Origin of the sequence: Saccharibacillus alkalitolerans, from assembly GCF_011090185.1 — a bacterium.
Classification (GTDB): Bacteria; Bacillota; Bacilli; order Paenibacillales; family Paenibacillaceae; genus Saccharibacillus; species Saccharibacillus alkalitolerans.
On the sequence record NZ_JAAFGS010000001.1, the window covers coordinates 272,892 to 299,016 of the forward strand.

The window sequence follows — 26,125 nt, forward strand, 5'->3', positions numbered from 1 at the left end:
ATGCCGAAAAACGACAAACTCAAAAAAATTCTGGTGATCGGCTCCGGTCCGATCGTCATCGGACAAGCGGCCGAGTTCGACTACGCCGGAACGCAGGCGTGCCAAGCACTGAAAGAAGAAGGCGTCGAAGTCGTCCTGATCAACAGCAACCCGGCGACGATCATGACCGACACGAACATGGCGGACAAAGTCTACATCGAACCGATCACGCTCGACTTCGTGACCCAGATCATCCGCCACGAGCGTCCCGACGGCCTGCTGCCGACGCTCGGCGGACAGACCGGCCTCAACATGGCCGTCGAGCTTGCCCGCGCCGGCGTGCTGGAGAGCGAGAACGTCAAGCTGCTCGGTACCCAGCTGAACTCGATCGAGAAAGCCGAAGACCGCGACTTGTTCCGCGACCTGATGAGGGAGCTCGAACAGCCGGTGCCGGACAGCGTCATCGTGACGACGCTCGACGAAGCGCTTGATTTCGCGAACGAAATCGGCTATCCGATCATCGTGCGCCCGGCTTATACATTGGGGGGCACGGGCGGCGGCATCTGCGCCAACGAAGAAGAGCTGCGCGAGATCGTCGTATCCGGCCTGCGCTACAGCCCGATCGGGCAGTGTCTGGTCGAGCGCAGCATCGCCGGCATGAAGGAAGTCGAATACGAAGTCATGCGCGACGCGAACGACAACTGCATCGTCGTGTGCAACATGGAGAACTTCGATCCGGTCGGCGTACATACCGGCGACAGCATCGTCGTCGCGCCGAGCCAGACGCTGTCCGACCGCGAATATCAAATGCTGCGTTCCGCGTCGCTGAAAATCATCCGCGCGCTGAACATCGAAGGCGGCTGCAACGTGCAGTTCGCGCTCGATCCGCACAGCTTCCAATATTACGTTATCGAGGTTAATCCGCGCGTCAGCCGCTCCTCGGCGCTCGCGTCGAAGGCGACCGGCTATCCGATCGCGAAGATGGCCGCGAAGATCGCCCTCGGTTACACGCTCGACGAGATCGTCAACCCGGTTACGGGTCAGACTTATGCTTGCTTTGAGCCGACGCTGGACTACATCGTATCGAAAATCCCGCGCTGGCCGTTCGACAAGTTTACCCGCGCCAACCGCAAGCTGGGCACGCAGATGAAGGCGACCGGCGAAGTCATGGCGATCGGCCGCACGTTCGAAGAGTCGATCCACAAGGCGGTTCGCTCGCTGGAGATCGGCACGCACCGTCTGCTGCTGAAGGGGGCGGGCGATCTTGCGCAGGAAGAACTGGACAGCCGCCTGTCCAAGCCGGACGACGAGAGAATGTTCCTGGTGGCCGAAGCGTTCCGCCGCGGCTACACGCTGGAAACGATCCAGGATCTGACCAAGATCGACTGGTGGTTCCTCGATAAGATCGAGCGCATCGTCGTGTTCGAGACGGTGCTCGCGGAGACCGACGAGCTGACCGACGAGCTGCTGTACGAAGCGAAAAGAATGGGCTTCACCGACCGTGCCATCGCCGAGCTGCGCGCGCCGGGGCGCGCCGGAGGAAAGCTGACGAAGGAAGCCGAAATCCGCGCGTACCGCAAAGAAATCGGCATCGTGCCGGTATACAAAATGGTCGATACCTGCGCGGCCGAGTTCGAATCGGAAACGCCGTACTACTATTCGACCTACGAGCAGGAAAACGAAGTCGCCAAGACGGACAAAAAGAAAATCATCGTGCTGGGCTCCGGCCCGATCCGGATCGGTCAGGGCATCGAATTCGATTACTCGACCGTGCACGCCGTATGGGCAATCCGCAAAGCGGGCTACGAAGCGGTCATCATCAACAACAACCCGGAGACGGTATCGACGGACTTCAACACCTCGGACCGCCTGTACTTCGAGCCCCTGTTCTTCGAAGACGTCATGAACGTCATCGAGCAGGAGCAGCCGATCGGCGTCATCGTGCAGTTCGGCGGCCAGACGGCGATCAACCTGGCGAAGCCGCTGCAGGATGCGGGCGTGAACATTCTCGGCACGTCGCTGGACAGCATCGACGAAGCGGAAGACCGCAAGCGCTTCGAAGCGCTGCTGTCGCGGCTGGGCATCGGCCAGCCGGCCGGCAAAACGGTGACTTCCGTCGATCAGGCGGTCGAAACGGCGCAGGGCCTCGGCTATCCGGTTCTGGTTCGTCCGTCTTACGTCCTGGGCGGCCGCGCGATGGAAATCGTCTACTCCGACGAAGAACTGCTGAGCTACATGGAAGAGGCCGTCAAAGTCAATCCGGAGCATCCGGTGCTGATCGACCGCTACATGCTGGGCAAGGAAGTGGAAGTCGACGCGATCTGCGACGGCGACACGGTGCTCGTGCCGGGCATCATGGAGCATATCGAGAGAGCGGGCGTTCACTCCGGCGACTCGATCGCGGTCTATCCGCCGCAGCATCTGTCGAAGGAACTGCAGGAAAAAGTCGTCGACATCACGATCCGCATCGCCAAGGAACTGAAAACGATCGGCCTGCTCAACATCCAGTTCGTCATCTTCAAAGGCGAAGTGTACGTCATCGAAGTCAATCCGCGTTCGTCGCGCACGGTGCCGTTCCTCAGCAAGGTCACGGACATTCCGATGGCGAATCTGGCAACCCAGGCTATCCTCGGCGTCAAGCTGGCGGATTTGAACTACAAGGAAGGTCTGTGGCCGGAAAGCAAGCAGGTCGCGGTCAAAGTTCCGGTATTCTCCTTCGCGAAGCTGCGCCGCGTCGAGCCGACGCTCGGACCGGAAATGAAGTCGACGGGCGAAGTCATGGGCCGCGACAAGCATTACGCCAAGGCTCTGTACAAAGGCCTGGTCGGCGCGGGCATGAAAATTCCGTCCACGGGTTCGATCATCGTGACCGTCGCCGACAAGGACAAGGAAGAAACGGTCAAGCTGATGGAAGGCTTCTACACGCTGGGCTATTCGCTCATGGCGACCGGCGGCACGGCCAAAGCGCTTGAAGATGCAGGCATCCCGGTAACGCGCGTCAACAAGCTGAGCGAAGGCGAGCCGAATATCCTGGACAAAATCCGCAGCGGAGAAGCCAACTTCGTATTCAGCACCTTGACGAAAGGCAAGACGCCGGCGCGCGACGGCTTCCGCATCCGCCGCGAAGCGGTCGAAAACGGCGTCGTCTGCATGACCTCGCTCGATACGGTCGCGGCGCTGCTCGATATGCTGGAGACGGTCAGCTTCACGTCCCGCGCGATGCCGGCGAGCGTGCTGAACGTCTAAAACAAGAACCGGAGCTCGCATCGTTCGGGCTTCCGAATCCATCACAAACGACGAAAGGCGCCATGCAGATTCTGCGGGCGCCTCTCGCATGCGCTCGGCGGCGAATCGGACCGGGATACGGAATACGAAATACGGAGGTAACGCCATGACTTCGATATCCACTTCGCAAATGGCGCGGCGGCTGATGGTCGCGCTGGATTATCCGGACGCGGAAGCGGCCCGAGGGCTGATCCGCCAATTGGAGGGCATTCCCTGCTACATGAAGGTGGGCATGCAGCTGTATTACCAGGCAGGGCCGGAATTCGTGCGGGAACTCAAATCGCTCGGATACTCGGTTTTTCTCGACTTGAAAATGCACGACATCCCGAACACGGTAAAAGGCGGGGCGAACAGCATCGCGAAGCTCGGCGTCGACATGTTCAACGTGCATGCGGCGGGCGGCGTCAAAATGATGGAAAGCGCGATACAGGGAGTCGAGGAAGCGCTGGCGTCGGACGCTTCGCTGAACCGGCCCCTCGTCATCGCCGTTACGCAGCTGACCAGCACGGATCAGGAGACGATGAACGGAGAGATCGGCATCCCGGGCAGCGTTGAAAAAACGGTCGTACGCTACGCGAAGCTGGCCGCCGGCGCCGGGCTGGACGGCGTGGTGGCGAGTCCGCTCGAAGCGGAAAAAATCAAGGCCGCCTGCGGGAACGGATTTCGTACGGTGACGCCGGGCATTCGTCCGGCGGGCAGCGCCGCCGACGACCAGTCGCGCACGAAGACGCCCGGGCAAGCGATCGCCGGAGGCAGCGATTACATCGTCGTGGGGCGTCCGATCACGGCGTCGGCGGATCCGAGGGAGGCGGCTCAGCGTATCCTCGAAGAAATGGGCCAAGGCCGGAATGCGGCCGAGGCGGACCGTACGTAAAGGACGAATGGCAACGAACATGCGACGGACAAGCGAACCGAGCGGACAGGCATGAACGAATCAAAACCTGGAGGAGATACGGAAATGACGACTCAAACGACGACGGAAGCGAAAATTGCGGCGGACCTGCTGAATATCGGAGCGGTGGCGCTGCGTCCGGATGAGCCTTTTACGTGGACATCGGGCATCAAATCGCCGATCTACTGCGACAACCGGCTGACGATGGCTTACCCGGAAGTACGCGAGCGCATCGCGGAGGGCTTCGCCGAACTGATCCGCAGCCGATACCCGGACGCGGAAGTGATCGCGGGAACGGCGACGGCCGGCATTCCGCACGCCGCCTGGGTGGCGCAGAAGCTGAACCTGCCGATGGCCTACATCCGCGACAAAGCGAAAGGACACGGCAAGCAGAACCAGATCGAAGGCTTGATCAAGGAAGGGCAGAAGGTCGTCGTCATCGAGGACCTCATCTCCACCGGCGGCAGTTCGCTGAAGGCGGCACTGGCCGTGCGCGAGGCGGGAGCGGAACCGCTGGCCGTCCTGGCGATCTTCAGCTATCAGCTGGACCGCGCGACGTCGGCTTTTGCGGAAGAGAACGTGCCGCTGGCGACGCTGTCCAACTATACGGCGCTGATGCAGACGGCGCTGGAGCTGGGCACGATTCAGGAGAGCCAGATCGAACTGCTGAAATCCTGGCGCGAAGATCCGTCGGCGTTCGGCCGTTAATTTCAAACCCGCGAGCTCTGCGGAACAGGAAAGCCCGGTCTTCGGCAGAACCGGGCTTTTTTCGTTCTTATTCCCGCCGCTTGCCTGGACTCGGTTTCGGGAATGCGTTAAGCTTGATTCAGGAAAGGCAAGCCGGATTTGACCGAGAGCGAACCCGAACGATTCGGGCGCGGCCGATCGGCCGAAACGGCATTACCGGAAAAACGTCACCAGACAACGAGAGGGGCAGAGATCATGAAGAGGGGGACAGGCCTTTCCCGGAAAGGCATGGCAGCCGCTCTTGCGGCGCTGCTGTTTCTGCCGGGCTGCTTTTCGGAAGATAAGGGCCAGCCGCTGGCGGAGAAGAGGGAAAAAGAAGCTGCCGGCGGGCTGTCGGGCGGCGAACCGCATGCTGCGAACACGCTTCGGATCGGAATTTTGACGGGCGAAGCGGGAGATCGCTACTATCGCGAAACTTATACAGACATTTACGAATATAATCATCCCGAACTAAATATCGAGATCGTGCCGGCCGTCGACACGGCGCGTTACCGGTATCTCGATCCCGATTCGGAGCATTACCAAGAGGAGGATCCGCTCGACGAATTGAAGAAGCTTACGGAAGGGGAACATCCGGTAGACGTGTTGATCCTCGATCCGGAAGCGCTGCGCCGGGCGACGCAAAACGGCTGGACGGAGCCTCTTGCTTCGTATATGGAAAGCACGGGCGAATCCGAGGAAGAATTTGCCCCTGCCGTCATTGGCGGCCTGAAAGACCTGGGAGGAGGAGAGCTGCACGCGCTTGCGCCCGACTACGCTTCGTCCGCGCTCTATTACAATGTCGACTGGTTCGAGCGCAGCGGAGTCAAGCCGCCGGAAGACGGCATGACGTGGGACGAAGCGTTCGCGCGGGCACGGGCAGCCAGCGGAGAGAACGAAAGCGGCGCTCACGTTTACGGGCTGTCCTTTACTCAGGCGCCGGCAGAGGATCCGCTTTGGGCCATTCGGACTTATACCGAGCCGCTCGGGCTGTCCACCTTCGATCTGCAAACGGAAGAAATGACGGTCGATACGCCCGAATGGCTGGACGTTTGGACGAAGCTGGCCGATATGACCCGTCAGGGCGCGGTTCCTCTTGACCTGAAACCCGAGACCGACCCGGACAGCTACGATCCGTTCGGCGGCGATCTGTTTTTGAGCGGCCGAGCCGCCATGACGATCGCGGACAGCAGCTACGCGGGGAATCTGCAGACGGCGGCGCGCAACGCCGAGCGGATCGAACGTTTCGATCCGTTCCGCTGGAAGACGGTCGCGCTGCCGGTGCATCCGGGCAGAGAAAGCATCGGGGCGGGCGTGAAGCTCGGCGATACGTTTTCGATCGTTTCGTCGAGCAGCCATAAGGCGGAAGCGTGGGATTTTATCCGTTTCGCGACCGGGGAGCGGATACAAGCAATGGGGCTGCACGATACATACCGGATGCCGAGCCGGCTCAAAGCGATCGCGCGTGAAGCGGAGGAAAACGGCTACCGGAGCGAAGCGTTTACCCGGCTGCGCCCGGCCGAGCCGATTGCCGAACGCGAAGACCGGGCCGTACAGGACAATCCGCAGCTGTGGCAGATCGGAGACAGCGGCCGTAAGCTGTTCCAGCGGGTCCTGCAGGGCGAGCTGCCCGTGAAGCAGGCGCTCGAACAGTGGGAAAACGACGGCCGCCGCTGGCTCAAAGGACCGTTTACGGAGGACGGAACGCTGACATTCGGCGCTCCGCCGCCTCCCGGCGGGCCGCTTGCGGGGGTTCAAATTGCGGAAGAAGCGGCAAACTTGAAAAACTCTTGACTTGCTCAGTAAAAAAGGGTATATTAATTATTGTCGCTGTTCGCAGACGACGTGCGAATGTCGCGGGGTGGAGCAGCTCGGTAGCTCGTCGGGCTCATAACCCGAAGGTCGCAGGTTCAAATCCTGCCCCCGCAATTGAAGAAATCACTGTCCCGGCACGGTTCGACGGCCGTTCCGGAACCAGGGCCCTTAGCTCAGTTGGTTAGAGCTACCGGCTCATAACCGGTTGGTCACAGGTTCGAGTCCTGTAGGGCCCATTATGGCAGGAAATCCCCTTACTCTTTGGCGAGTAAGGGGATTTTTGCGTCTTGGGAAAGCAGAAGGGAGTTACGGCGGCAACCCCCAAATAATAATTTTTTTGACGTAATCATGACCAAGGGCCCCTACGTTTTTCTTGGCTTTCCAAGTAAATTCATAAATAATTGAGTAAAAAGAAGGATGTAAGGGGGATAGCTAGAATAATACCATTGCACTATATAAAAGAGAGGGGAAGTAAAATGTTTGCAATGGGATTGGTTGGAGGCATTTTCGGTATCATTGCTGCTATCGTAGCTATGCTTATCGGAGGCGTGGATGCAGCTTTTTCGGAAAGCGGTACGTCCCAAATTACGGGACTTGCTGTATCTGCACTGCTTTTCAGTATTTTGGGCATTATCGGCTCGGCGTTCTCTAAAAGCAAGCCGAAGCTTGCCGGTTGGCTAATGCTGATCAGCGGTATCGCTGGATTTATCAGTATTTCTATGTTTTATATCCTTTCCGGCGTTTTGTTGATTGTTGCCGGTTTTATGGGAATTTTCTCGAAGAAGAAAAACAAAGAAATTCCTCCGGTACAAGCAGCATAAAGCAAAAACTCCGCTAGCAAATTGCTGGCGGAGTTTTTGCTTTATGCAGGTCGGGTTCGAACGTCTAGACATTGTCAAAATACGTGGGTTCATACTGAAGGTTCTCCGATTGAAGAACGGGTTTTGGATTCGCCGTATGAAAAACCGCCAGAGTATGAATGCTCGCAAGCGTTTTTTTCGCAGCAGCTTACAAGCAGCTGAACACGATATTCCGCAGTTTGCGCGTGATCGGCAGCGTGCCGGCGTCGCGCTTTTGCACCATGAACAGGAAGGTCAGTTTGTCCTTCGGACTGTTCGTGAAGTAAGCGCCCAGCCAGCCGTCCCAGCCGTATTCGCCGGCGCTGCCGATCAAGCCGGCTTGCTCCGGGTCGGTCAGAATCCGCATTTGATTGCCGTAGCTGTGACCGGCGAGGGTATGCCAGCCGTTCAGGTTTTTTCGCTGCCAGTCCGTCAAGCCGGCCGAAGTCAGTTTTTGAACCGTTTTCGGATTCAGCAGCCTCACGTCGTCCAGAACGCCTTCGTTCATCAGCATCGTTGTGAACTTGGCCGCGTCGACGATCGTGGAAGCCAGTCCCGCGCCGCCCGATTCGAAGGCCGGTTCCCGGTCCATCCGGTGCACGACGCCCAAGTGGCTGTCCGTATACGGTTTGAGTCCGCCTTCGCCGTCGTTTTGATAAATATTGACGAGGCGCTCCTGCTGCTCCTCGGTCAGCCAGAAACCGGTATCGCGCATGCCGAGCGGCTCGAAGATTTCTTTCCACAAAAACTCTCCGTAACGCTTTTCGCTTACCGTTTCCATGACCGCCCCGAGCACGTCCGCCGACGTGCCGTAAGCCCAGGCGGAACCCGGTTCGAACGACAGCGGTCCTTCGCCCAAGCGGTTCGCGAATTCGAGGGTGCTCATCGGACGATCGCCGTGCAGGCGCTCGCCCAGTTCCCGGAACAGGGCATCCGTGTGGCGGCCGGCCAGGTCTTCTCCGCCGTACACGAGCCCCGAAGTCATATTCAGCAGATCGTGAACGGTCACCTCGCGTCCGGGAGGCAGCAGTTGGCCGCTGTGCTCGACGAGCTGTCCGCGGAAGCCCGGAATATATTGGCTCACCGGATCGAACAGGTCGATTTCGCCGCGTTCTGCCAGCATCATGACGGCGGTGGCGGTGACCGGTTTGGTCATCGAATACAGGCGGAAGATCGAATCCTGCGCGATCGGGCGCCGCGTTTCCAGATCGGCGTATCCGTCTTCATGGTAAAAAATTTCTTCGCCGTTTTGAAGAACCATCATGTTCGCGCCGGCGATTTCGCCGCGTTCGATGCTTGTTCGCAGCGTTTCCTGCAGCCTTTCGGTTATGTACGGTTTCAGCATACTTCAACGTCTCCTTTTGTCTCGCAAATCATTCCCCAGGAAATAGTAAGCCTATTCGGCGATATTGTACAGAGGAAGCGCCGATTTTCACGGTTTCGGCACGCGGACGGACCGCGCGTTTGTTCACGAATCTGCTTTGCCCGCAGCCGCATGCGCCGCTTCCTCGAGGCAGCCGTTCCGATATTGGCTCGGCGTTTTGCCCGCGAACTTTTTGAACTGCCGCATAAAATGCGTCTCGTTCTCGTAGCCGCACATGCGGGACACGATTCCGACCGGATGCGATCCGTTCTCGAGCAAATATTTCGCGAACTCGAGCCGGCTGCGAATCATGTCCAGCGAGACGGGGCATCCGAACAGTTCCTTGTACAAATGCTGAAAATGGGAACGGCTCAAATTCACCTCCGCCGCCAGCTCGTCGATCGTATATCGCTGCTGCGGCGTGCTGTAAAGCTGATTCCGGATTTCGGACAGTTGGGGGAAATAGCGGGCCATCGGTTCGGAGCGGGGACGAAGCCGGCGCAGATTGCCCAATTTCATCAGAAAACCGGTCAAATCGGCGTCGAGGATCCGGTCCTGCAGAGGGCCGCCGAGCGAAGCGGTGCGATGAAGTTCCATCACGAGCCGCGACAGCGAAGCGGAATGGACGGCGGGAACGGGAACGTCCAGCGGCAGATCCAGCTCTTCGATCAGCGCAGCGGCTTCGTCCCCGCCGAAGTGCAGCCAATCGTTGACGAACGCCGCTTCCAGATTGCGGTAGCGATAAGGCGTTCGCGGCCCGAAAATCATCCACGTATCCGGGTACACCGTGAAGCTCCCGCCGGCGGCTTCGACCTGCGTTTTGCTTTTGAATAAGACAAAAACATAGCAGCCCGATCCGTCCGGCCGGTCGATCAATATCCCTTCAGGGTGCGTGGTGTTAAAGCCGCATTTAATCAGCCTCAGCATGGCCTTCTCCTTTCGTTCGCACAATAAGTCAGTTTTTGCTCATTATAGATTATCGCTTTGCCCGCCCGCAAGATTTTATAGTAGAAGAAGAGCGGCAGCCCTTAACTTTTCGAAAAAGAGCGGAGGAAAACGCAATGACAAATGTGCAGAAACGAACGAATACAGAGATTAAAGGCGCGGACCAAGAATGGCTGGAGCAGGTATGGAACAATATGCAGGCGAAAATGTCGACGGAATGCGCGCGGGTAGGCGAAAATATTCCCTATATTCCGGTGAACGGACGTTACGAAGACCACGGAGCGAAAAACATCTCCTGGTGGACCAACGGATTCTGGGGCGGCATGCTGTGGCAGATGTACCATGCGACGGGGGAGGACGCTTATCGCGCCGCCGCGGAAAAGGTGGAAGTCCGTCTGGATGCCGCACTGCACGGCTTCGATGGGCTGGATCATGACGTGGGCTTTCTATGGCTGCATACGTCCGTCGCCAACTATCGTCTGACCGGCAGTACGGACTCCAGACGGAGAGGGCTTCATGCCGCAACTGTTCTGGCGGGCCGCTACAATCCGGCCGGACGCTACCTCCGCGCCTGGAACGGTGCTCCGGACAGCAATCTGGCCGGCTGGATGATTATCGACTGCCTGATGAATATTCCGATTCTGCATTGGGCGAGCGAAGAGACGGGCGATCCGAGGTTCCGCGATATCGCGATCAGCCATGCGGATACGGCGCTGCGAACGGCGCTGCGCCCGGACGGTTCTTCCAATCATATCGTGATCTTCGATCCGAACGACGGCCGCGTGCTCGAAACGCCGGGCGGACAAGGCTTCGAGAGCGGCTCCTCGTGGAGCCGAGGGCAGGCATGGGCGCTGTACGGGATGGCGCTGAGCCACCGGCATACGGAAAAACAAGAATACTTGGACGCCGCCAAGCGCATCGCCCATTACTTTATCGCCAATTCCGCGGTGACCGGCTGGATTCCGTTGGTCGATTTCCGTTCGCCGGCCGAGCCGGTCACTTACGATACAACGGCGGCTCTCTGCGCGGTCTGCGGCCTGCTGGAGATCGCGGAGGCGGTCGGCGAACACGAACGCAGGCTGTACGCGGAAGCCGCGCTGAACATCCTGCAGGCGGTCGAGCGAAAGTTCGCCAATTGGAACCCGGACGAAGACGGAATGATCGGAGGCGGAACGGTCGCTTATCACGACGGGGAACAAGAAGTACCGATCATTTACGGCGATTACTTCTTCGTCGAGGCGGTACTCCGCTTCCGTAAAAGGGAGGTGCATCTGTGGTGAGCGGGCTCGATCATCGGCGTTATTGGCTGGATACGATGCTGCGGATCGGAGAGCCCGTCCTGAACGCTCTCGGAGAACGCAAACTTAAGGAGCGGCTGCCGACGGAATTTCACCCCGACAGGGCCCGCTATGCCTGCCTGGAAGCGTTCGGGCGGCTGGTCTGCGGCATGGCGCCCTGGCTTGAATCGGAGGGGCTGCAGGGCGAAGAAGAGAAGCGGAGAGCCCGTTACGCGCAGCTGGTGCTGGACGGCATCGACGCCGCGACCGACCCGGCTTCCCCGGATTACATGAATTTCGCGGAGGAAGGACAGCCTTTGGTAGACGCCGCCTTTTTGGCGCATGCTCTGGTCCGGGCTCCGCGCGCGATCGCGGGCTCTCTGTCCGAAGAGGTAAAAGAACGCTTGAAGACGGAGCTGCGCCGCACGCGCCGCACCGTTCCGCCCAAATGCAACTGGCTGCTGTTCAGCGCCATGGCGGAAGCGGCGCTGCATCTGCTCGGCGACGAAGATTACGATCGGATGCGGATCGACTTGGCCCTGCATTTTCATATGGAATGGTACAAAGGCGACGGCATGTACGGAGACGGCCGCGATTTTCACTGGGACTATTACAACAGCTTCGTGATTCAGCCGATGTTGGTCGACCTGATCTCCGTATACCGTCAGGCTTCGCTCGCTTACGAAGAGATGGCGAAGGTCATTATGGCGCGAGCCGAAAGATACGCCTCGGTGTTGGAGCACATGATCGCGCCGGACGGCACGTATCCGTTTATCGGACGCTCGATCGTATACCGCTTCGGCGCGTTTCAGCATCTTGCGCAGGCGTCCCTGCAGCATTTTTTGGAAGACAAAATTTCGCCGGCCCAGGTACGCTGCGCGCTGACCTCGGTTATTCGGCGGATCATGGAAGCTCCCGGCACGCTGGACGAAGAGGGATGGCTGACGCCTGGAGTGTACGGCCGTCAGCCGAATCTGGCCGAAAGGTATATCAGCGTGGGCAGCCTTTATCTGTGTTCGACCGTATTTCTGCCGTTGGGCCTTTCGCCCGACGATCCGTTTTGGATCGATCCTGACGCGGCCTGGACGTCGGTGAAGATCACGGCGGGAGAAAACATGAATATGGATTTCGCGTTGAAAGAACTTTGAGCAAAAATAAAGGCCCATTCCCCGAACGCGCAGAATTTATAGCGGTAGAACGGGAACTGGGTTCGCTTCGAGGCATTACCGATCAGGACAAGGAAAACATCGCTTCGATCTTGCAGCGTTACGAGAACGACCGCGAATGGTCGAAGTCTTCGACCGGCTATGAAGAGATCGAGCGCGACGCCGCCGCTTTCGGATACGATCGTTTCACGGTCAGAAAAATTTCCCTGCTACTCGGATACGACGGACGCTTCGAACGCCTGATCGAAAAGTTGAACAAGGACGAAGCCAAACGCAATTCTTGATGTGCAGCGAGGAAAAACCGCCCGTTTTCGGGCGGTTTTTATTTGTTCGCTTTTGGGTTAGGATTCGATCAAAAAAGAAAGCCGAAACGTGTTGACATTATCTTTAATTAAAGATATCATAAACTCAACAGAAATAATTCAAATTAAAGATTCTTTAAATAAAATAAATGGAGGGATCTGAAATGAACAAGCAAACGGCAGGGATTCACCATATTACGGCGATCGTCGGACATCCTCAGGAAAACGTGGATTTCTACGCGGGGGTATTGGGACTTCGCCTGGTCAAGCAGACGGTCAACTTCGACGATCCGGAAACGTACCACTTCTACTTCGGCGACGAAGGCGGCAAACCGGGCACGATCATGACCTTCTTCCCTTGGCCGAACGCTTATCGCGGCAAAATCGGCTCGGGGCAGGTCGGCATCACCTCGTTTGCCGCTCCGGTCGGCTCGCTGGAATTCTGGCGGGAGCGCTTGACCCGATTCGGCGTGGCGGTGGCGGATTACGAACGCTTCGGCGAACGGTACCTCGAATTCGACGACCCGCACGGCCTGCATCTGGAGCTGGTGGAGCGCGCGGAAGGAGAGGCCAACCATTGGACGTTCGGCGGCGTGACGCCCGAGACGGCGATCAAGGGCTTCGGCGGCGCTACGCTGCTGTCGGCCCGGCCGGATCGGACGGCCGAGCTGCTCGAGATAGTGATGGGGCTGGAATACGTCGGGCAGGACGGCGATCTGGCTCGCTATCGTTCGGCGTCGGACATCGGCAACGTGATCGACTTGAAACTGACGCCGGCCGCGCGCGGTACGATGGGAGTCGGCACGGTGCACCACATCGCCTGGAGAGCCGACGACGACGCGGACCAGCTGGAATGGCAGGATTACGTGGCGGATCACGGCTACGGCGTAACACCGGTCCAAGACCGCAGCTATTTTAACGCCGTCTATTTCCGGGAGCACGGCGAGATTCTGTTCGAGATCGCGACCGATCCTCCGGGATTCGCGCACGACGAAACGCCGGAGACGATGGGAACCGCGCTGAAGCTCCCGGCGCAGTACGAGCAGTACCGGGCGCAGCTGGAGAAGACGCTGATTCCGTTTGAAGTTCGAGAGCTGAAGCAAATCCGGCAGGAAGACAAATAAGGAGCAGCGTTTAAGGAATCGGCTTGGTTCGCGAAAAGCTTCCGGACGTTTAAAAACCTGTTCTCCCGTTGGAGGACAGGTTCTTCATGCTCTGTCGTTTGTCAGAGGGAACGGCTGAGATCAGTCGAAAATTCGGAAAATCAGGCGGAACAGTCCGAAAATCAGCCGAGGCGCATAAGCCAGAAGTTCGACCAGCAGTTCCAGCAGGCCGATGATCGTGTCGAAACGGCCTGTCCGGCCGTCCCGGTCCCTTCGTTCTCTTCTTGCCATTCTTTGTCCTCCTCCTCGGGTTCGAAGTCGTCGCTGTCATCCGTTACGCGCCGAAGAAGCGAAGGTTGCAGGGAATGAAGAATAGAGAATAGAAAATAGAAATGGCGATACCCGAACAGCAAGGCAGCAAACATGACATATAACTCACTATTTTACCCATTTTTTAGCGTCCGAAACGTTTCATGCGTGAAAAAGTTTGCTTTTCATAACATAGGAGTGGTACAGTTAATGTATTGAAAAAGGAGTGCAATTTGATAGCTGTGCTTATTTATAAGTTCGGGCTGTCCGTTTGTGGGTCCTTATTAAGGAGACTCATATGGAAATTGAAGAACAGAGCGTAATGAAGGTGCATGCCGATTTGCAGCGCATTTTCACGAACGGTTATTTTGTCGTGATTCGGGTGCACAGTTCGGATGAACTGTTCGTAGGGCAGATTACGGAGCTTGACCTGAATGGCGGAACGTTGACGATCGGAAGATGGGGAGAATTGAACCAGATCGCAATCGAGGATATTCAGAGCACGGAAGTTCCCGGCCACGAATAGAAACAGATCATGATCGTTTATCGTATAGAGAGCGACGCAGGCATCTTTCGGGAACCGCCCGCATGCGCAGGAGCTTCGTCTTCGGACGAAGCTCTTTATTTTTAGCCGCCGGCAGAGGGGAATGCAAAAAAAGCTCCGCCGAGGCGGAGCTTTTCGCATAATTCGGATTAGAATTTCGCGGCCAGTTCGGCTGCTTGCTTCACGCCTTCTTCGATGATCGAAGCGGCGCGGTCCGGGAACTGGTTGTGTCCTTCGACGACAACGACTTCCGGATTTTGGATGCCCCAGAATGCCAGCGTGTTTTTGACGTAGTTGAGGGACATTTCCATGCCGCTCATCGGCTCGACGGAGTAGACGCCGCCGCGCGCCTGCAGCAGAGCGACTTTCTTCTCGCCTACGAGGCCTACAGGGCCTTCAGCCGTGTATTTGAACGTCTTGCCCGCTTGGTTCAGGTAGAACAGGTAAGTCAGCAGTTGTGCCGGAATCGTGAAGTTCCACAGCGGGAAGGCGAATACGACTTTGTCTGCACCCAGGAACTGGTCCAGGTACGTGTTGGCCAGGCCGGCCAGACGCTGTTCTTCCGGAGTCGCTTCGAGACCTTGACCGGCTTTGAACAGGCCTGTCATCATGTCGTTATCGTAGTAAGGAAGATCCGCTTCGAACAGGTTCAGTTCGGTAACGAGGTCGTCCGGGTGAGCGGCTTTATAGCTTTGCACGAAGCTGTCGTACAGCTTGACCGTTGCGGATTGCTCGGCCGGACGGTTGTTGGCTTTGATGAAGAGAACGTGGGACATGGATAATTTCCTCCTGAACAATATCTTTTGTATTAACTTTCTTTAATATAGTATATGAAATAAAAATAAGCGTCAAGTGTTTTTAACAAAAAGAGAGCGAGCAAAAGGGAGCCGTTTTCGCAATCGCCGTCCAGCCGGGAGGTTTTTTTGAAATTTTAATCGAATCTTCAGGTTTCTATCAGGTACGCTTAAGCTTGGATAGGTATATTAACGATACAACCCCTCTGTAACATAGACTTCAGCCCCGGTGCTTCGGCATCGGGGCCCTTTTTTGCGTATTGACGCCCCCGCGGAACGGCGAAAGCCCTCGCAAGCGAGGGCCGGGGGAATTATAAGAAGAAAGACAGGCCGACGACGACCGCGACGGAACCCAGCGTGAAGAGCAAAATGGTACGCAGCTCGCGAACCAAAATGATCCCTTCCTGCTGCTGATGGTTCCGGTCCTGGCGCGGATTTTCTCTGGACATTCGCTTTCCTCCTTTCCGACGAATTTAAATTTCGGTTCCAAACTCCTCCGACCGTTTCAGCCGAACAGGAGAAATCCGGCCAACACAAACAGCAGAACGAACAGGACCAGCATGAAGCCGAGCGTCAGATTGACGATCCCTCGCGAGGAGCGAAAGATGCCTTCATTGATGTCGCGGCGTTTGCGTTTGTAGTCGAACGTGGCGGACACCAGCAGGGAGAGGGCGAAGAGCAGCGCGCCGACCCCTGCCGCCACCGCAAACAGATGGGCTTTTTCTCCGTAAGTGGAATTGAACGTCAGGCCTGCCGCAAGAAATCCGAGTCCCGCGACGGCGATACAGGTACGAACCCAGGCCAAGTAGGTCCGTTCGTTGGCCAGATGCTGCTGGACGTATTTGTTTTCGATCGGATTGGCCGAATCGTGCCCGTTCAACGGACGCACCTCCTTTCGTTCCGGGAATGCCTTTCGTACTATTTAAAAGTAAATTCCACCTGCGTGCCGTCCGGGTAGTCTTCGAGCGCATTGCCGACCCAGGAGCCCGCGCCGCGGTTGTCGGCCGGCAAAATGTATTCGATGTCCGCGCCCGCGCCCCCTTCCCTGCACATCGCCATCGGCCATTCGTCGCGGTCGAATCCTTTTTTCGTCGGGATGCCTCGGAGCGAATCTTCGCGATTTCCTTTCGCTCCGTCCCGGTCGATCGTGCAGACGGAAGATTCGCCTTTCTCGATGGCTTCTTGAATGTGGTTGGCCGTCTGGGGATAGCGATCGGCAGGGAATTCAATTTTGACGACTTCGCCTGTGCGCGTACCGATACTGCCGATATTTACGTTCAAATCGAGCAGGGGAGCGACCAGTTTATACAATTGGGGGGCAAAAAGGGCGAGCATAACGGCGATCACGATAGTGATGAGCGACGGAGCGCGGCCCTGTTTTTTGCGGGAATTTTTTTTGCTCACACGAAGAAGCCTCCTTAACCGGTTGTCGAAGCTTCATTATACCGGAAAAGAGGCAGCCCCGTATGCGGAACTTTCGATCCGTTTTCTGTGTTTCGTCCGTGACGCGCGTAAGCGGTGCCGACGCGCCTGCGGATTACTTGTCGAGTTCTTCGGAATCTTCGGGATTGTCGATCAGGCTGTCCTTGCCTTTCAGATTGTCCCGGGTGATTTGCTTGAATTCGCCCGGGTCGGTATCCTCGTAGCGGGGATCGGGATCGGGAATGTCGTCCGGGCCGGGCCCTCTGCCGTCCAAATCGGTGTCGCGGTCTCTGGTCATACTGTTCACCCTTTCTGCATAGTATAAGGCTTTTCGTATGTTAAAAGGATACACGTTCCCTTTCCGCCTGAAACATTTTGTAAAATTTCGTCGACTTCCGTTCACAAAGCGCGAATTTTCACGTGCGGATGAGCTTAAACGCGCTGGGCTTCGCGGCGTTGATATCCGACAATGAAAATGTGAAAAAAAGAACGAAAATGAATGAAAACAGCATTCATTAGGCATTGCTAATTAATGGGGAAATTCTTAAAGTAAAACGGTAGATTCTGCGCCTGCTGATCGTATCGGACGATCGGGCCTTCAACTTACGATATCAACCAAAAAAGGAAGTTACCCAACCATGACAGGCAATATTAAAAGACTTTTGATCGGCAGACCCATGAAATCGAACGAACTCGAGGGAGAAAAGCTCGGCAGGCTCAAAGCGCTCGCCATTCTCTCGTCGGATGCCCTGTCGTCCGTCGCGTACGGAACCGAACAAATCCTGCTTGTTCTCATCATAGCGGGAAGCGCGGCGCTGTGGTATTCGCTGCCGATCGCCCTGGCGGTGCTGGCGCTGCTGGCGATTCTGATCGTGTCTTATCGCCAGACGATCTTCGCCTACCCGACGGGAGGCGGCGCCTACATTGTCGCCAAGGACAACCTGGGCAAGTTCTCCAGTCTGATCGCCGGCGGATCGCTGCTCGTCGACTACATTTTGACGGTGGCGGTCAGCTCTTCGGCGGGGACGGACGCGATCACCTCGGCGTTTCCGATCCTGCACGACGACCGCGTGCTGATCGCTCTTGCGATGATCGTGTTCCTGACGCTCATGAACCTGCGCGGCGTAACGGAGTCCGCGTCGGTGCTGGCCATCCCGATCTACGCGTTCGTCGTGGCGATCTTCGTGCTCATTATCGTGGGCACGATCAACTATTTTACCGGCGGAGCACCGGCTGCCGCGCCGCAGCTTGAAGCGACGATTTCGAATGTCAGCTTGTTTCTTCTCCTAAAAGCGTTCAGTTCCGGCTGCTCGGCGCTGACCGGCGTCGAAGCCGTGTCGAACGCCATTCCGAACTTCCGGGATCCGGCTCCGAAAAACGCGGCGGCGACCCTGGTCATGATGGGCTTGATTCTGGGCGCGATGTTTACGGGCATCACGCTGCTGGCTTACTGGTACGGCATCCGGCCGGACGAAAAGGCGACGGTCATTTCGCAGATCGCGGAAGCGACGTTCGGGCGCGGCTGGATGTACTTCGTGATCCAGGGCGTGACGGCGGTCATCTTGTTCCTGGCGGCCAATACGGCGTATTCGGCGTTTCCGCTGCTGGCATTCATGCTGGCCAAAGACAAATACCTGCCGCATATGTTCATGGTGCGCGGCGACCGTTTGGGCTTCTCCAACGGCATCATTTTCTTGAGCGTCATGTCCGCCGTCCTTGTCGTCGTGTTCAAAGGGAACACGGACAGCCTGATTCCGCTTTACGCGGTCGGCGTCTTCATTCCGTTTACCCTCTCGCAGCTGGGCATGATGATCCGCTGGATCAAACATAAGCCGAAGGGCTGGCAGGGCAAACTGACCGTCAACACGATCGGGATGCTTACGACATTGTCGATTACGCTGATCTTTATTTTCACGAAATTCGCGCAGGTCTGGGTAATTTTCATCTTCCTGCCGTTCGTCGTCTATCTGTTCGCGAAGATCCATCTGCATTACGAGAATACGGCCGACCAACTGCGGATCGACCTGGCGACCGACAAGCCGTGCATTAAGGGCAATACGGTCATCATTCCGGTGTCGGGCATCACTCAGGTGGTCCGCAGCACGGTCAGTTATGCCAAGACGCTGTCGGACAGCGTGGTCGCCGTTTACATCGGCTTCGACGACGAATCGATCCGCAAGATGGAAGACAAATGGGCCGAGTGGGACCCGGGCATACGCCTGATCGTGCTCAAATCGCGTTATCGGAGCATTATGCGCCCGCTGCGCAAATTTATCGAGACGGTCGAGTGGAAAAAAGGGGAACACGACAACATTACCGTCCTTATTCCGCAGTTCATCACGAAGCATTGGTGGGAAGCGGTGCTGCATAACCAGACGAGCCTGATGATGCGCGCCTACCTGCTCAACAACAAGGATGTGATCGTAACGACCGTACCGTTCCATCTGCATAAGTAAGTTTCGGACAAGGATGCCCGGAAAAACGGCCTTTGTGCCGCCCGCTTCCTTTCCGCACACATGTCCTTCGGCCGCCGAATTCGATTCGGCGGCTTTTCGGCAAAAAAGAAACTTTCGTTCGCTTGCAAAGGAACAAATGTTCGCATATAATTGAATTAGCGAACACATGTTCCGAACGGAGGATACCGATATGCCGGTTAAATATATAGGAGAAGTCGTAGAGATCGTTTATATGGACAAGGAAGGCAACCTGACGCAGCGCAGAATCGAAGTGCACGGCATTCGCGGCGAGTTGGTATATTCGACCTGCCTGGCGAGCGGGGAACGCCGCACTTTCCGCCGGGATCGGATTCTGGCCTGCAGCCCGTCGCCGTTTCGGCGGCGAGAAATGCCCAAGGGCAAGCGGAAATCGGCTTACGCCGTCAAAAAGTAGCGGGCGAAGAGAAGCTTTGTTGCGAAAGCTTCTCTTTTTTGCGCGACAAACAGACAACGCAAAAAAGGCCGTCCCGGAGGACGGCCTTTCTACCCGTGGCGCTATTTCATTGCTTGGCTTCCGTATCCCGCGCCACCGGGCAAACTCTCGTTAGAGAGCTGCACCGGTCCGGGTAAGGGATACGTTCAGCATGTCATTATAGATGTGAACGCACCTCCTTTCTGTTGAAGTTATATTAGCACAGTGTAAAGACGCTGCCAACCCCTTTTTGAATAAAGATTACCAAATCTTTATTCCATATATTAAAGTGTAAAAATGTGAAAAATTCATAAAAGAAACGTTATGCAGACGGTGCAGATTGAACGCCAAATATCCATTTTCGAAAATCTCCTCTAAATATTCGGCAAGATTGGTCGATAAATAAAGAGGCTTTATCCTTAAAGCTGCGGAACGAACAGGCCCGCCTACATATTGTCGTGACAACCATAGACAGGAGAGAGAAAACGGAATGAAAATGTCGATTCAAACCAAGCTGCTGAGCGGTTTTTTGTGCGTAATCCTGCTCCTCGTGCTTGTAAGCTTCGTCTCGCTGAGCAACCTTAACGGAATGGGACACCAGGCCAAGGAGATGAACAACAAATGGATGCCGAGCGTGACGCTCCTCGGGACGATGAACGGAGAGATCTCGGACGTGGAACGCCTCGTACTGAATATGATCGTCGAAAACCGGTCGAGTCAATTCACTTTGATTCAAAAAGAATACACGGAGCTGCTGGTCAAGATCGAGCAGAAGCGCGAACTGTATGAGCAGCTTATTCGCTCGGACGAAGAAAAACAGCTGTACGATAAGTTTTCGGAGAACTACGAAGCCTTTATCGCGGCGCTGCCTCCTCTGATTCAGGCGGCGCAGAACAATCGCACCGAAGACGCAAGGGACATGCATCGGGAAGCGTACGGAGCCTGGAATACGGCGAACAGCACGATCATGGAATTGATTGCGCTGGATAACCGTCAGGCCGGCGGGATGTCTCAGGAAACGGTGGACAAATCCGCCATTGCGACGAAAATCGTGATCGGGTTCGGCGGTATTGCGATCGTATTGGCGGCCTTGATCGCCCTGCTGCTCGGCCGCATGATCTCGCGCCCGCTGAAACGCATTCAAAAAGCGGCGGAGCAGATTGCGTCGGGGGATTTGACGGGCGAGGCCGTTCGGGTGCGCAGCCGGGACGAACTGGGGGCGCTGGCGTCTTCTTTTAACGCCATGACGCTCAGTCTTCGCGATCTGGTCGAGTCGGTTGCCGCTTCGTCGGAGCTCGTGGCGGCGTCTTCGGAGCAGCTGACCGCAAGCGCCGAACAGAACAAGGTGGCATCGGAACAAATCGCGGCTACCGTGCAGGAGACGGCGGCGGGCACGGTTCGCCAGGTCGACATCGCCGAGACTTCCGCGCATGCGATGCAGGAAATGTCGTCGGGAGCCGAACAGATCGCGGCCAAGGCGCAGGCCGTTTCTTCTTCCGCGCTCGAAGCGTCGCACAAGTCGCAGAGCGGCAACGAAGCGATTCGTCAGGCGATCGGTCAGATGGACTCGATCCGCGATTCCGTCGCTTCCATGAGCGGGGTCGTCAAAGAACTGGGAGCCCGTTCGGGCGAAATCGGCATGATCACGAGCGAAATTACCGCCATTTCGTCGCAGACGAACCTGCTGGCGTTGAATGCGGCGATCGAAGCGGCGCGCGCGGGAGATGCCGGACGCGGCTTCGCGGTCGTGGCGGACGAAGTGCGCAAGCTGGCCGAACAGTCTTCGGAATCGGCCAAGCGGATTACCGAGCTGGTCTCTTTGATTCAGTCCGACACGAACAGCGCGATCGAAGCGGCGGAAACGAACGACCGCGAAGTGCATAAAGGCATCGAGCTGGTGTCCGCCGCCGGCGATGCTTTCGAAAATATTCTCGAAGCGGTCGGACAAGTCGCCAGCGACATCGAAGAAGTATCGGCGGGCGCCGAAGAAATGTCGGCCAGCACTTCCGAGATCCTTCATTACGTTCAGCAGAGCTCGACGATCGCCGGCGAAGCTTCGTCGGGCATGACCGAAGTATCGGCCGCGACCCAGCAGCAGCTGGCTTCGATCGAAGAAATCGCATCTTCTTCGGGTTCGCTGTCGAAGACTGCCGAGCAATTATACAGCAACGTCAGCCGGTTCAAGATCTGAGCCGGCCCTGACGCTTCTCGCTTAGAAGCCCCGTTTCGGCCGAAACGGGGCTTTTTCCTTTTGAGACGGACTTTTGAAAAGACTCATGCGCGAGAAAAAGGCTCCGTGGTTTTTTCATTGACATGCCGAAGATCTCCATGCTATGATCTTTTAAGCCGGCAAACTATCATCATATATGCCGGGGTGGTGGAATGGCAGACACAGCAGACTTAAAATCTGCCGGGAGCAATCCCGTACCGGTTCGAGTCCGGTTCTCGGCATCCGTGGGTCAACAGCACCGCATATCTTTATTTTCCGCTTGAAGCGGAAGAAGATATGCGGTGCTTTTTGTTTTGCACAGCTCGCCGAGATGCTATAATAAGCGATAATATAAAAGTAAGCGCTTAACTAAGCGGCAGGCAGACGAATGGAGGCGCAAAATGAACAGAAACGAGACGACCGAAACGTTAACGGAAGAAGGGAAGAAGCGGAAAACGAAGATCGTCGAGGCGCTGGACAAGGTGACGAACCGGCTGATGCATCTGCAGCGTCCGGACAACGAGAGCGAATTGAAGGCGCTTGAAGGAGATGCCGCGCGCAGAGGTTACTACGCCCGCGATTTCGGCATGGACGCTTGGGATTGGCCGCAGGGCATCGGACTGTACGGTCTGGAAAAGGTCGGAAGCTATTTCGGCGACGAGCGCTTTGCCGATTACGCCAAACCGTGGATGGCGGCGCGAATCGCCGAGGGGCTGCCCAGCCGGAACATCAATACGACGGCGCCGCTGCTGTCGCTCATGGAGCTGCCGGAAGCCGATGCGCTCAGCCTGGAGTGGGCCGAATGGCTGGCAAGCGGCCTGCCGCGTACGGAGGAGAACGGCTATCAGCACGTGACGACCGGAACGACGCCGGATGAAGTGACGCTGAACGAGAACGAGATTTGGATCGATACGCTGTTCATGGCGATTTTGTTCACCGCCAAGATGGGGGTCAAATACGACCGCGACGACTGGAGGCAGGCTTCGCTGCATCAGCTGCTGTTACATATCAAGTATTTGTACGACCGCAGGACGGGATTGTTTTTCCACGGTTGGCATTTTGGCGGCCGGCATAACTTCAGCGAAGCGTTTTGGTGCCGGGGCAACGGTTGGTTTACGCTGGGATTGCCGGAATACATCGACCTGATGCGTCCTTATCTCGATGAAGGCGTTCTGGTCTATTTGACGCAAACGTTCCGTTCGCAGAGCGAGGCGCTGCTTCGTCTGCAGCATGACAGCGGCTTATGGCATACGCTGCTCGACGATCCGGCCAGCTATACGGAAACGTCGGGCTCCGCGGCGATCGCCGGCGGAATCTTGTTCGGCGTACGTCGGGGGCTGCTGCCCGGCAGCTTCGCCGAACCGGCCATGCGCGCCGTCGACGCCGTCCTGGATCGGATCGGCGAAGACGGTCTGGTGCAGGGCGTCTCCGCGGGAACGCCGATCGGCAGGCTGCGCGACGATTACGCCCGCATCGTCACCGCGCCGATGGCTTACGGCCAGGCGCTGACCGTCGCGCTGCTCGGAGAGGCGCTGTATCGCGGTTGAAACGGGAGTCCGATCGGACAAAGACCGGCTGCGGATTCGAGATTCCGGGCCGCAAAAGCGAGGGGGGAGTCGTCCATTGTCACGGACATGGTACCGCAGGCTGCTGCTGTCGTATTTTCCGATTTTTCTGCTGACCGTCACGATTCTGATCTTTACCTCGTTCGTGTTCATCAACGACATCTCCCGGCAGGAAACGAAAAAAGCCGATCGGGCCGCCTCCCGCTATCTGGTGGATAATGTGGATCGGGCCGTGCGGGAAGCGGAAATGTCGGTGCTCCAAGCCGTCGAAGAGACGCCGGCTTACAAAGCGTACTTCAACGATGCCGAAGGGCGCGGAACGGACAACGTGTACGCGATTGCGCGCAGTCTTCGGAGCGTGACGGATTCTTCCGCGTATCTCGAGTCGGTCTATTTGTACGACAAAGAAACGGGAACCGTTCTGACGCAGAGCGGGCTGACCGAAGCGAACGGCTTTTTCGACGAGGACTGGCTCGAGCAAATCGATTCGGGTGCATTAAGGCTGGGTTGGCAGCCGCTGCGGGAATACGTGCCCGGTCTGAACCTGCGCCCGGTACGCGTGCTGACCGCCAATAAGGATATGCCGCTGCCGTTCGGATCGGAGGGCACGCTGGTCATCAATGTGAAGATGAGCGCCGTCGAGCGTTTGATCGACAATATGGTCAACGGAGAGCTGTCTTTCGTAAACGTGACAAACGAAGCGGGGGAGACGGTGTATCAGGCCCATGCGGAAGAAAGCGGGGGACAGACGCTCAACGAACTGAAGCTGGAACGGCTCGGCTGGACTTTTTCCAGCGGCATCAAGGGGGCCAGCCTGTTCGGCTGGGTATCGGTCATTTCCTATCTGTGGGTCGCGATCGCGATCGGAACGGTCTTGTGCGCGATTGTGTATCTGATTTACGTGACCCGCCGCAACTACAAGCCGGTACAGGTCATCATGAACCGGATCGAAGCGCATCAGATTCGAACGCTCGATCAAGGGGAGAAGCGCACCGACGAATTGAAGCTGATCGACGGCGTGCTGGAAAGCATGATTCATCACACGCACGATTACGAGCAGAAGCGGCGGGAAAACGAACGGCTGCAGCGCAGCCGGCTGTTCAGCGAACTGCTGCGCGGCGAACGTGCCGAACAGGCCGCCGAACGGCTGGAGCTCTTTTCTCCGCTAGGAGGAGGATCGTCTTCTTCGCGGTTTGCGGTCGTCGTATACGAAATCGAACGCCACGAGAGCGTCTTTCGCGACCGCTACACGCGGGGAGACCAAAATACCCTGAAGTTCGCGCTTATGAACGTCTTCCAGGAACTGACCCGGACTTCGAAGCTGCAGGGCTGGGCGGAGTGGCTCGGAGGAGACCGACTGGCCGTCATTTTCATTGCCGAAGAGGACGATGCGACGACCATGGAGGCGCTCCGCCATCTGGCCGAAAGTTACCGGACGTGGGTGGCCAGCCATCTTCGGCTGTCCCTCTGCTGCGGAATCGGTCCTGTCGTGCAGGGGACGGAGCGCATTTTCGCTTCCTATGAAGCGGCCGACTCGGTGCTGCGGCACAAACTGCTGCTGAGCGGCGAGATCATGCTGGCGGACAGCGGTGATTCGGCTCCGCAGCTGCTGGAAACGTACAAATATTTGCAGACGATCGCCGAGCTGGTCAAGCGGTTCCGCATGTCCAGCGGGCAGTGGAGAGAGCAGCTGGACGTCTTGTTCGACGAGTTCGAGCAGGACTTCGTCAAAGACGAAGCGATCCGTTCGCTGATCCAGGCGCTGCTGCAAATGCTGGGCCGGGAAGTCGCCGTCATGTCGGACGGGCTGCAAGAAGCGCTGTCGGGCGAGCGGACGGCCGAGTTCGAACGCGAGCTGTCCGAAGCGACCACGCTGGCCCGGGTGAAAAGCCTGCTGTCGGACCATTTGACGGATCTGTTCCGCCTATACGTGTCGGCCAGCGAGACCAAAAGCTACCGCGCGATGGTCAGCGAGATGAAGACGTATATCGAAGAAAATTTCGCGAATCCGGACCTGTCCCTGAAGCACTTGAGCGACCGCTTCCAAATTTCGGGCAAATACGCCAGCTATCTGTTCAAAACGGAGTTCGATATGAAGTTCGTCGATTTTCTGACTCAGCTGCGCATGAAGGAGGCCGAGCGGCTGCTGCTGGAAAGCGACTGTCCGCTCCAGGATATCGCGCTGCAGGTCGGATATGCCAACGCCATTACGTTCGGGCGCGTGTTCAAACGGGTCTCGGGCATTACGCCGGGCGATTACCGCAGGCAGAAGCGAGGAATGTCCACGTTCGAAGCCTGAACGAACGCGCGAGTCGCGATGCCGCATTCGGACGAACGCCTTCCCCCGGCGGGAAGGCGCCCGTTCGGACGCGTTTTTTTGTGCTGTCCACCGTTCCGGTTCCGTCGTTTCGCATCCGTTCGTTCTGCGCGGACCCGAAAATTTTTGATTTTGGGACAAAAAGCGGGACTTCGGGCTTTGCGAATCCGGTTTATCGAACGAAAATCGTTTATTGATTCTTTTCGAACTTTATTGTAAACGCTTACTTTTTGGCGATTCGAGGAAAGCGGTTAGCCCTACGAAAAAAGGACGCGGCATAAACCGAAAGGGGGATTTTTTTAAAAAAGACAGCCGAAACTGGTTTATTGCCAGAACAATCAACCGTGTGGAATACTGGGGTCACTC

At 57.1% G+C, this 26,125-nt stretch carries 23 protein-coding genes and 3 tRNA genes; 18 read left to right on the top strand and 8 right to left on the bottom strand.

All coding sequences use genetic code 11. From position 1 onward, the window contains the following. The 7 genes from carB to GYN08_RS01165 all read left to right on the top strand — a co-directional run bounded on the left by carB (position 1) and on the right by GYN08_RS01165 (position 7,518). Positions 1-3,225, top strand: coding sequence for a carbamoyl-phosphate synthase large subunit (gene carB, locus GYN08_RS01135; RefSeq protein ID WP_166271701.1), 3,225 nt, complete (start codon positions 1-3; stop codon positions 3,223-3,225). Between the two features lie 145 nt (positions 3,226-3,370). Continuing rightward, positions 3,371-4,138: an orotidine-5'-phosphate decarboxylase gene (pyrF, locus tag GYN08_RS01140; RefSeq protein ID WP_166271703.1), complete on the top strand. Its 768-nt coding sequence runs from the start codon at positions 3,371-3,373 to the stop codon at positions 4,136-4,138. Between the two features lie 84 nt (positions 4,139-4,222). After that, entirely contained in the window at positions 4,223-4,864 is a 642-nt protein-coding gene (gene pyrE, locus GYN08_RS01145; protein WP_166271705.1) for an orotate phosphoribosyltransferase, read from the top strand. Positions 4,865-5,098: 234 nt separating this feature from the next. Continuing rightward, positions 5,099-6,676, top strand: coding sequence for an extracellular solute-binding protein (locus tag GYN08_RS01150; protein WP_166271707.1), 1,578 nt, complete (start codon positions 5,099-5,101; stop codon positions 6,674-6,676). Positions 6,677-6,737: 61 nt separating this feature from the next. Continuing rightward, positions 6,738-6,811 (top strand) — tRNA-Met (locus GYN08_RS01155). Positions 6,812-6,859: 48 nt separating this feature from the next. Continuing rightward, positions 6,860-6,933, top strand: a tRNA-Ile gene (locus GYN08_RS01160). A 240-nt stretch (positions 6,934-7,173) separates the two neighbouring features. Beyond that, entirely contained in the window at positions 7,174-7,518 is a 345-nt protein-coding gene (locus GYN08_RS01165) for a DUF4064 domain-containing protein (protein WP_166271709.1), read from the top strand. A gap of 187 nt (positions 7,519-7,705) precedes the next feature. Here GYN08_RS01165 and GYN08_RS01170 read toward each other — a convergent pair whose 3' ends face one another. Beyond that, positions 7,706-8,881 (bottom strand): serine hydrolase domain-containing protein, encoded by a 1,176-nt coding sequence (locus GYN08_RS01170; protein ID WP_166271711.1) that lies wholly within the window; start codon positions 8,879-8,881, stop codon positions 7,706-7,708. Between the two features lie 123 nt (positions 8,882-9,004). Next, positions 9,005-9,826, bottom strand: a complete 822-nt coding sequence (locus GYN08_RS01175; RefSeq protein WP_166271713.1) for a helix-turn-helix domain-containing protein — start codon at positions 9,824-9,826, stop codon at positions 9,005-9,007. A 134-nt stretch (positions 9,827-9,960) separates the two neighbouring features. On the opposite strand from GYN08_RS01175, the gene GYN08_RS01180 reads away from it, so the two are divergent. From GYN08_RS01180 to GYN08_RS01195, 4 genes are all read left to right on the top strand, one after another. Beyond that, positions 9,961-11,124 (top strand): glycoside hydrolase family 88 protein, encoded by a 1,164-nt coding sequence (locus GYN08_RS01180; protein ID WP_166271715.1) that lies wholly within the window; start codon positions 9,961-9,963, stop codon positions 11,122-11,124. Continuing rightward, positions 11,118-12,269, top strand: a complete 1,152-nt coding sequence (locus GYN08_RS01185; RefSeq protein WP_166271717.1) for a DUF2264 domain-containing protein — start codon at positions 11,118-11,120, stop codon at positions 12,267-12,269. The genes GYN08_RS01180 and GYN08_RS01185 overlap by 7 nt, the downstream gene beginning before the upstream one ends. Beyond that, positions 12,266-12,571, top strand: coding sequence for a hypothetical protein (locus GYN08_RS01190; protein ID WP_166271719.1), 306 nt, complete (start codon positions 12,266-12,268; stop codon positions 12,569-12,571). Before GYN08_RS01185 ends, GYN08_RS01190 begins: the two co-directional genes overlap by 4 nt. 182 nt (positions 12,572-12,753) lie before the next feature. Further along, positions 12,754-13,713 (top strand): ring-cleaving dioxygenase, encoded by a 960-nt coding sequence (locus GYN08_RS01195; protein WP_166271721.1) that lies wholly within the window; start codon positions 12,754-12,756, stop codon positions 13,711-13,713. A 120-nt stretch (positions 13,714-13,833) separates the two neighbouring features. Here GYN08_RS01195 and GYN08_RS01200 read toward each other — a convergent pair whose 3' ends face one another. After that, positions 13,834-13,983, bottom strand: a complete 150-nt coding sequence (locus tag GYN08_RS01200; protein WP_166271723.1) for a hypothetical protein — start codon at positions 13,981-13,983, stop codon at positions 13,834-13,836. Positions 13,984-14,299: 316 nt separating this feature from the next. Here GYN08_RS01200 and GYN08_RS01205 point away from each other — a divergent pair, with 316 nt between their 5' ends. Further along, positions 14,300-14,527, top strand: a complete 228-nt coding sequence (locus tag GYN08_RS01205; RefSeq protein ID WP_166271725.1) for a hypothetical protein — start codon at positions 14,300-14,302, stop codon at positions 14,525-14,527. Between the two features lie 167 nt (positions 14,528-14,694). Here GYN08_RS01205 and GYN08_RS01210 read toward each other — a convergent pair whose 3' ends face one another. The 5 genes from GYN08_RS01210 to GYN08_RS01230 all read right to left on the bottom strand — a co-directional run bounded on the left by GYN08_RS01210 (position 14,695) and on the right by GYN08_RS01230 (position 17,059). Beyond that, positions 14,695-15,321: an FMN-dependent NADH-azoreductase gene (locus GYN08_RS01210; RefSeq protein ID WP_166271727.1), complete on the bottom strand. Its 627-nt coding sequence runs from the start codon at positions 15,319-15,321 to the stop codon at positions 14,695-14,697. Positions 15,322-15,650: 329 nt separating this feature from the next. Continuing rightward, positions 15,651-15,788, bottom strand: a complete 138-nt coding sequence (locus GYN08_RS01215; RefSeq protein ID WP_166271729.1) for a hypothetical protein — start codon at positions 15,786-15,788, stop codon at positions 15,651-15,653. 56 nt (positions 15,789-15,844) lie between these two features. Beyond that, positions 15,845-16,219 (bottom strand): YidH family protein, encoded by a 375-nt coding sequence (locus GYN08_RS01220; RefSeq protein WP_166271731.1) that lies wholly within the window; start codon positions 16,217-16,219, stop codon positions 15,845-15,847. A 38-nt stretch (positions 16,220-16,257) separates the two neighbouring features. Continuing rightward, positions 16,258-16,743, bottom strand: coding sequence for a NucA/NucB deoxyribonuclease domain-containing protein (locus tag GYN08_RS01225; RefSeq protein WP_328802423.1), 486 nt, complete (start codon positions 16,741-16,743; stop codon positions 16,258-16,260). A 133-nt stretch (positions 16,744-16,876) separates the two neighbouring features. Next, positions 16,877-17,059 (bottom strand): hypothetical protein, encoded by a 183-nt coding sequence (locus GYN08_RS01230; RefSeq protein ID WP_166271733.1) that lies wholly within the window; start codon positions 17,057-17,059, stop codon positions 16,877-16,879. Between the two features lie 340 nt (positions 17,060-17,399). Here GYN08_RS01230 and GYN08_RS01235 point away from each other — a divergent pair, with 340 nt between their 5' ends. The 6 genes from GYN08_RS01235 to GYN08_RS01260 all read left to right on the top strand — a co-directional run bounded on the left by GYN08_RS01235 (position 17,400) and on the right by GYN08_RS01260 (position 25,741). Beyond that, positions 17,400-19,217: an APC family permease gene (locus GYN08_RS01235; RefSeq protein ID WP_166271735.1), complete on the top strand. Its 1,818-nt coding sequence runs from the start codon at positions 17,400-17,402 to the stop codon at positions 19,215-19,217. Positions 19,218-19,407: 190 nt separating this feature from the next. Further along, positions 19,408-19,650: a hypothetical protein gene (locus GYN08_RS01240; protein ID WP_166271269.1), complete on the top strand. Its 243-nt coding sequence runs from the start codon at positions 19,408-19,410 to the stop codon at positions 19,648-19,650. A 508-nt stretch (positions 19,651-20,158) separates the two neighbouring features. Further along, positions 20,159-21,859 carry a HAMP domain-containing methyl-accepting chemotaxis protein gene (locus tag GYN08_RS01245; protein ID WP_166271737.1) on the top strand — a complete coding sequence of 567 codons (1,701 nt, stop codon included), beginning with the start codon at positions 20,159-20,161 and terminating at the stop codon, positions 21,857-21,859. Between the two features lie 177 nt (positions 21,860-22,036). Then, a tRNA-Leu gene (locus tag GYN08_RS01250) sits at positions 22,037-22,119 on the top strand. A 159-nt stretch (positions 22,120-22,278) separates the two neighbouring features. Beyond that, entirely contained in the window at positions 22,279-23,424 is a 1,146-nt protein-coding gene (locus GYN08_RS01255) for a glycoside hydrolase family 88/105 protein (protein WP_166271739.1), read from the top strand. Positions 23,425-23,500: 76 nt separating this feature from the next. Further along, on the top strand, positions 23,501-25,741 hold the full coding sequence (locus tag GYN08_RS01260; protein ID WP_166271740.1) for a helix-turn-helix domain-containing protein: 2,241 nt from the start codon (positions 23,501-23,503) through the stop codon (positions 25,739-25,741). Positions 25,742-26,125: the final 384 nt, after the last annotated feature.

Bases quoted from the DNA above. Each gene is read 5' to 3' on its own strand.
- carB (WP_166271701.1), top strand. From the start codon at position 1: ATGCCGAAAAACGACAAACTCAAAAAAATTCTGGTGATCGGCTCCGGT.
- pyrF (WP_166271703.1), top strand. From the start codon at position 3,371: ATGACTTCGATATCCACTTCGCAAATGGCGCGGCGGCTGATGGTCGCG.
- pyrE (WP_166271705.1), top strand. From the start codon at position 4,223: ATGACGACTCAAACGACGACGGAAGCGAAAATTGCGGCGGACCTGCTG.
- GYN08_RS01150 (WP_166271707.1), top strand. From the start codon at position 5,099: ATGAAGAGGGGGACAGGCCTTTCCCGGAAAGGCATGGCAGCCGCTCTT.
- GYN08_RS01165 (WP_166271709.1), top strand. From the start codon at position 7,174: ATGTTTGCAATGGGATTGGTTGGAGGCATTTTCGGTATCATTGCTGCT.
- GYN08_RS01170 (WP_166271711.1), bottom strand. From the start codon at position 8,881: ATGCTGAAACCGTACATAACCGAAAGGCTGCAGGAAACGCTGCGAACA.
- GYN08_RS01175 (WP_166271713.1), bottom strand. From the start codon at position 9,826: ATGCTGAGGCTGATTAAATGCGGCTTTAACACCACGCACCCTGAAGGG.
- GYN08_RS01180 (WP_166271715.1), top strand. From the start codon at position 9,961: ATGACAAATGTGCAGAAACGAACGAATACAGAGATTAAAGGCGCGGAC.
- GYN08_RS01195 (WP_166271721.1), top strand. From the start codon at position 12,754: ATGAACAAGCAAACGGCAGGGATTCACCATATTACGGCGATCGTCGGA.
- GYN08_RS01200 (WP_166271723.1), bottom strand. From the start codon at position 13,983: ATGGCAAGAAGAGAACGAAGGGACCGGGACGGCCGGACAGGCCGTTTC.
- GYN08_RS01205 (WP_166271725.1), top strand. From the start codon at position 14,300: ATGGAAATTGAAGAACAGAGCGTAATGAAGGTGCATGCCGATTTGCAG.
- GYN08_RS01210 (WP_166271727.1), bottom strand. From the start codon at position 15,321: ATGTCCCACGTTCTCTTCATCAAAGCCAACAACCGTCCGGCCGAGCAA.
- GYN08_RS01215 (WP_166271729.1), bottom strand. From the start codon at position 15,788: ATGTCCAGAGAAAATCCGCGCCAGGACCGGAACCATCAGCAGCAGGAA.
- GYN08_RS01230 (WP_166271733.1), bottom strand. From the start codon at position 17,059: ATGACCAGAGACCGCGACACCGATTTGGACGGCAGAGGGCCCGGCCCG.
- GYN08_RS01235 (WP_166271735.1), top strand. From the start codon at position 17,400: ATGACAGGCAATATTAAAAGACTTTTGATCGGCAGACCCATGAAATCG.
- GYN08_RS01240 (WP_166271269.1), top strand. From the start codon at position 19,408: ATGCCGGTTAAATATATAGGAGAAGTCGTAGAGATCGTTTATATGGAC.
- GYN08_RS01245 (WP_166271737.1), top strand. From the start codon at position 20,159: ATGAAAATGTCGATTCAAACCAAGCTGCTGAGCGGTTTTTTGTGCGTA.
- GYN08_RS01255 (WP_166271739.1), top strand. From the start codon at position 22,279: ATGAACAGAAACGAGACGACCGAAACGTTAACGGAAGAAGGGAAGAAG.